General features: G+C 32.1%; 6 protein-coding genes and 1 pseudogene. 1 reads left to right on the top strand and 6 read right to left on the bottom strand.

Going from position 1 to position 5,785, the window contains the following annotated elements; all coding sequences use genetic code 11:
- Window positions 1-640: hypothetical protein (locus KQI69_RS10590; RefSeq protein ID WP_216563738.1), on the bottom strand; the 640-nt coding region annotated here is incomplete at its 3' end.
- Between the two features lie 103 nt (window positions 641-743).
- Between KQI69_RS10590 and KQI69_RS02650 the strand changes: the two genes are divergently transcribed.
- On the top strand, window positions 744-1,043 hold the full coding sequence (locus KQI69_RS02650) for a fibronectin type III domain-containing protein (RefSeq protein ID WP_216563737.1): 300 nt from the start codon (window positions 744-746) through the stop codon (window positions 1,041-1,043).
- Between the two features lie 101 nt (window positions 1,044-1,144).
- On the opposite strand, the gene KQI69_RS02645 is transcribed toward KQI69_RS02650, so the two are convergent.
- The 5 genes and pseudogenes from KQI69_RS02645 to KQI69_RS10355 all read right to left on the bottom strand — a co-directional run.
- On the bottom strand, window positions 1,145-2,707 hold the full coding sequence (locus tag KQI69_RS02645) for an Eco57I restriction-modification methylase domain-containing protein (RefSeq protein ID WP_216563736.1): 1,563 nt from the start codon (window positions 2,705-2,707) through the stop codon (window positions 1,145-1,147).
- 58 nt (window positions 2,708-2,765) lie between these two features.
- Entirely contained in the window at window positions 2,766-3,659 is an 894-nt protein-coding gene (locus tag KQI69_RS02640; RefSeq protein ID WP_216563735.1) for a hypothetical protein, read from the bottom strand.
- Window positions 3,660-3,765: 106 nt separating this feature from the next.
- Window positions 3,766-4,506, bottom strand: coding sequence for an ABC transporter ATP-binding protein (locus tag KQI69_RS02635; protein WP_216563734.1), 741 nt, complete (start codon window positions 4,504-4,506; stop codon window positions 3,766-3,768).
- A 19-nt stretch (window positions 4,507-4,525) separates the two neighbouring features.
- Entirely contained in the window at window positions 4,526-5,146 is a 621-nt protein-coding gene (locus tag KQI69_RS10360) for an ATP-binding cassette domain-containing protein (protein ID WP_253288967.1), read from the bottom strand.
- 144 nt (window positions 5,147-5,290) lie between these two features.
- Window positions 5,291-5,734, bottom strand: a pseudogene (locus KQI69_RS10355) (ABC transporter transmembrane domain-containing protein); the annotation flags it as partial.
- Window positions 5,735-5,785 lie beyond the last annotated feature (51 nt).

Genomic DNA, 5,785 nt, shown 5'->3' with positions numbered 1-5,785 from the left:
AACCGACGGCTACTCCAACGGCTGAACCGACGGCTACTCCAACGGCTGAACCGACCACGGCTCCAACGGCTAAACCTGCTGCTACTCCAACGGCTGAACCGACCACGGCTCCAACGGCTAAACCTACCGCAGTCCCAACGGCTAAACCGACTGCTGCTCCGACTCCAACAGCGGCACCAGCTCCTTCGGTTACACCGGAACCGACTCCAGTACCTACTACGGCTCCGACTGCTGCTCCAACAACCATTCCTACGGTTAAACCAACGACTGAACCAATTTCAACACCAACCGCAGCTCCATCAACTGCTCCGACAAAACAGCCGTCAAACGGGTCATCAGGCTCAGGTTCCAATTCAAGCTCAAGCGGCAACAATACAACTGCCACTACAAGACCAACCACGCCTCCGACTGTAAGACCGACATTAGCCCCAACAGCGATACCGACTAATGTTCCTACTGTTACACCGGCAGTTACATCAGCACCGCCAACTACAGTTCCAACTGCATCAGCTAAACCTGATATAACACCGGCTCCAACAAATTCATCACCGACAACAAAACCTGATGTAACACAAAAACCTACTGCTGAACCTGCTGCTCCAACAAGCAGTCCTACAGCTACACCTGCACATAAACACAAAATTACACAGGTTGTTAAAAAAGCTACAACGAAAAAAAGCGGTAGTATAACTTATATTTGCAAGACTTGCAATAAAGTTATCAAAAAGACTACTATTCCTGCATTGAAAAAAACTTCAATCACAAAATCAAAAGCAGGAAAAAACAGTTTCACAATAACTTTCAAAAAACAGACAAACAACACAAACGGTTATCAGATTTCATACTCTACTAAAAAGAACCTTTCTGATGACAAAAAGAAAACAGTTGCCAATTCAAATAAATCGACAGCAACTATTTCAGGATTAAAATCAAATAAAAAATATTACATCCGAATTCGTACTTATAAAGATGTAAAAGTTAATGGAAAAACTGTAAGAATGTACGGAGAATGGTCTGAGAAAGAAGCTATAACTACAAAATAATATTGATACATTAAAAATATTTTGTAATGATAAAAAACTAACTGCCAGTTTTAAATAAGCTGACAGTTAGTTTCATACTATAGACATTTCGGTGTCTTTTCTTAATTATATGTGTTTTCAATCAATTCATTATTTTGCTTATGCAATTCATCTATTCTATCTTTATCCTCAATAACATCTAACGAAAGAATTTCCGCAACATTCTTTTCAATCTTTTTTCTATCCTTTGAAGTTGGCACTTTGTATGGTAATTGCTTAACATAATTTGATGAATTATTGGCAGTCGGATTGATAATATGTATCAATCTGTTTATAACATCTGAATTCATCAATGCTAAGATATAATACATATCTTTCTCGTCATTTGGAAAAATTCCAACTATTGATTGATCAAATATACGATTTCTCATCAATGTTGCCCTGATCTCTTTAGACTTAACCATAGGGATTGCAATTCCATTTTTAAAATAAAATTGCGAATTCTGAAATCGTGCTTTACGATTAACATTATAAAAACTTACAGTTTTACTATCCCATCTCACAAACCATTGATCTTCTGTTCGTTTATATCTTGTAGCAGATGAACTCTTTATATATGGCACATACGCCTCATCAACACCATCAACACCAATCAAAGAAGTTGTATTTACTATCTTACTTTCATCAACAACAGTATATCCTTTCGAGTTCTTAACGCCTTCATTCTTAGAACAAATAAATTTCTTGTTATTTCCAGAATAAAACCCTGTTACAATAGATGCCATATCTCCAAGTTTTTTGTCAGACGCATCAATCATAGTTGCTGCTTTATCATCAGCAAGAATAAATCTGCTTTTTTCAGTTGTGAAAATATCTAATTGCTTCAACTTATATATTTTATTATTTTTTTGAAATTTATCTCGCAACACATCTTTAAACTCTGCTGAGGAACTAAAACCTTTTATTATCCTTACAGTATTCTCCAATGCTTCATCTCTATCGCACTTTTCCAAAGTTATTATAGATAAGTTTGAATAGCCAAAACTTACTCCTGGGAAAAATTTAGAAGGGAAAATAAGTACTTCTTCAATTTTTGTATTTGTCAATAAAATCTTTCGTAATTTTTCATGCATATTAAGAAATAAAAATGTATCTGGTACAATGAACGATAATCTGCCACCATTTTTTAATACAGAAAGACTTCTTAATAAAAAAAGTGTATATGTCTCCTTTACATATTGTCCAACATATTTTTTCTTTAGCAATTCTCTTTTTTCAATATCCTGCCATGCTCCATATGGCGGATTGCCAATGACTTTATCATAATGCCCATCTTGAGAACTAAATAAATCTAACTGTTTATCTAAAAGAATATCTGTATTCTTCAACCATATTTCATTATTTGCATAATTATCCAATATCTGATCAAAAAGCGTATCTGTAAGTCTAACATTTACACCAGACATATCAGAATACTTTTTTTTCATTGTTAATATTGCAGCTTCATTTATATCGAGTGCATCAATTCTAACTTTAATTTTTCTCTTTAGTATTTCATCAATGAACATCCCCTCTCCAGCAGATGGTTCCAAAATAAAATCATTTTCCAAAATTCCCATCTTTGATACCATATAAGAAGTAATATCTTCTGATTCCGTATAATACGAACAATATACATCTTTCATTTTATCAACCCGCTTTCTTAAGCATTTTGTTAAGTGTGTATATTCTATCTCGGACAATCTACCAAGTCAAGTAGCCAATCAAACTATTATCAACCAAGTGTTTCTTAAATTCATCACTTATATCATTCTTCCAATCAATATTATAATCTATCCAAGTTCTAAGATTAAAACCTGTAAATTCTGCTATTTTTGAATAACATGCATTTGCACAATAACAACTCCAATATGGTGAATCCTTTAATGTCTGCAAATAATGATTATTTTGTTCTTCCTCTTGCCTTACAAATAAAAGTGTTTTTTCATTTTGTCCAAGTGATTGATAGATACTGCCCACAAGAAGCAATCTATTTGTATTTCCTTTTTCATTAGAACTAAATCCACTCTTAAAATCACAATTATAATGGATTCCATCTTGCTCGAAGTGTAAATCCAACCCTAGTTTAATTCCACCACTGTCTACTAATCCCCAAGGAAAGCGATAATAGTAAATTAATATTCTTCTTTCACTATCAGAAATATTCAATTCAGAAATATAGTCTAATGTTTTCTTCTTTATTTCCGCTTGCACTTCATCAAAATCCGGAGGTTCAATCAATTTCAATTTTTTAATTGGATATTGAAATGCCAATTTGCAGAATGGTTCCCACAGTTCTCCTATTCTTCTTGCAAATGCCATATACTCATAAGGCCATACCTTATTACGATATTCCAACATTACAATATAAGAAGCATATGTAATCAACAATATTTCATTCAATAAAGTCTGATTCTTCCATCCTTCTATCTCTGCTGTTTGCTTTATCTTTTTAATAAAATTTGAACTTAATCTTTTAATTGCATCATTAATCACTTTTGCCTTTTGATTTCTATTTGTTTGCTTTAATGCAAAAAGCAGAACTCTTTCTGCTTCGGTCCTAAACAAAGAAATCCATTCATTTTTTGTTTTCTTCACATAACCACACCTTTCAAAAATTATATCTTAATTATACAATATTTTTTATCTTTATTCCATGAATTCACCCTTTAACTTTTTTCGCCTTATTAATACTTCTTCATATTCAAACCTTTTGTATTATCAATATCTCTTTTAACATTTGTTCATTATCCTTAGTTCCCCGCAACAATTCATAAACAATCTTACCATTTTCCAAAAACAAAACCCTATCACTAAAGCTTGCTGAAATAGCATCATGGGAAACCATTAATATTGTGGTTTTGAATTTATCGTTAATAATCTTAAAAACTTCCATCAAATTAACAGACGATTGTGCATCCAAAGCCCCTGTTGGCTCATCTGCAAATAAATATTTTGAATCATTGATGAGTGCTCTTGCACATGCACACCGTTGCTGCTGGCCACCTGAAATCTGATATGGATATTTATCTTTTATGTCATATATATCAAGCTGTTGGAGTACACTATCTGCTTTTTTATTGATTATTTTTCTATCAATTCTGTTCATAATAAGCGGAATACATATATTTTCCTTAACCGTAAGTGTATCTATCAGATTATAATCCTGAAATATAAAACCAATATTATTTTTACGAAAATCAGCTTTTTCATCATCACTAAACTTTGTAATGTCCTTTTCTTCAAATATAACATGACCTGCAGTTGCCACATCAATTGTAGCTATTATATTAAGTAACGATGTTTTTCCTGAACCGGATTTACCCATTATACTAACAAATTCCCCCTGCCGCACATTAAACGAAACCCTGTCTATTGCTTTTGTAAGATTTCCTCCATATCCATAATATTTTTCTATATCAATTACCTGTATCATATTTTCCATAATAATCTTCTCCCTTTTATTAATTCCGTCCAATCTCTATTACCTTATCACAAATTTTAAGAATCCTGCTGTCGTGTGTAACAATAATTGTTATTTTGTTTAATTTATCTCTTAACAAAATCCTTACCAAATTTTTTACCGATGTAAAGTCCAAGCCAGTAGTAGGCTCATCTAAGATAAGCAGCGATGAATCTTTTTGTAATATGCGGATTAACGATAATTTTTGAAACTCACCACTAGAACATAAATTAATATCATTTAAATCTTCTATAGATACACTAGTTTCCTCAAATAAATCAACAATCAAAGAATGTTCCCTGTGTTCATGCACATTATCAATTCCAAAACGAAGAAATTCTTTGGCGGAAATATTCAATCTTTCAGAGTTCTGTTCTAAAAATGAAATTTCTGTTTTTAACATTTGCTTCATGTCAAATTTATCAATGCTCTTATTATTATATAAAATTTCACCTTGACAACATTCTTTATATAACCCGATAATTGCATCTAATAATGAGCTTTTTCCTGCTCCATTTTCACCTATTATCCCATATATATGATTTTTTTCAAATACACAGCTTAGTCCCTTAAAAAGAATTTTATTACCATAAGAAAACTGAAGTTTTTTTAATTCTATCATTTCTATTTTCTCATAAGATTTATTTTGACTATCTTCCATCACCTTATCTTGTGACAAAATATCGTTCATCCTGTCTATTGCAACACTATATTCCGGAACGCCACCGGTGAAATCTATAATATCAGAAGTTGCAGAAATAATCATAGTCAGATAGCTATTTATAATAGTAAAATATCCCACCGTTATATGTCCTGTTACGACTTTATAACCTCCAATTCCGATTACCATTAAATAACAGATTGTCATAATAAACCTGTTAAGATTTGAAAATAGATATTGAGTCTTTATTTGTCGTATCGCAGATTGTAACATACCTTGAAAAGACACACAAAATCGTTCTTCCATTTCTTTTTCAACAGAATTTTCTTTTACAAACTTAGTACATCTTATCTGCTCCATTCCTTTAGATGTATAATCGTTCCCTGCCATCTTATATAACTGTTCATTTTTGTACATTTTATTTTCCAGTTTTTTGTATGTAAAAAAATAAACAGGCATAGTAATTATGATCAAAACACCTAATGCAATATCAACTTTAATTATAATTATTGCACTTATTAAGACTAAAACAATATTATAAATGGTAAGCGCAAAATACTCAGGCGTATATCAAAAAATAACTTAGCATAAACAGTATTT

Source organism: Eubacterium sp. MSJ-13, from assembly GCF_018918235.1.
In the GTDB taxonomy this organism is placed as follows: Bacteria; Bacillota; Clostridia; order Lachnospirales; family Lachnospiraceae; genus Butyribacter.
Note: the sequence above shows the minus strand (reverse complement) of the source record. Positions and strands in the feature narration are given on the sequence as shown.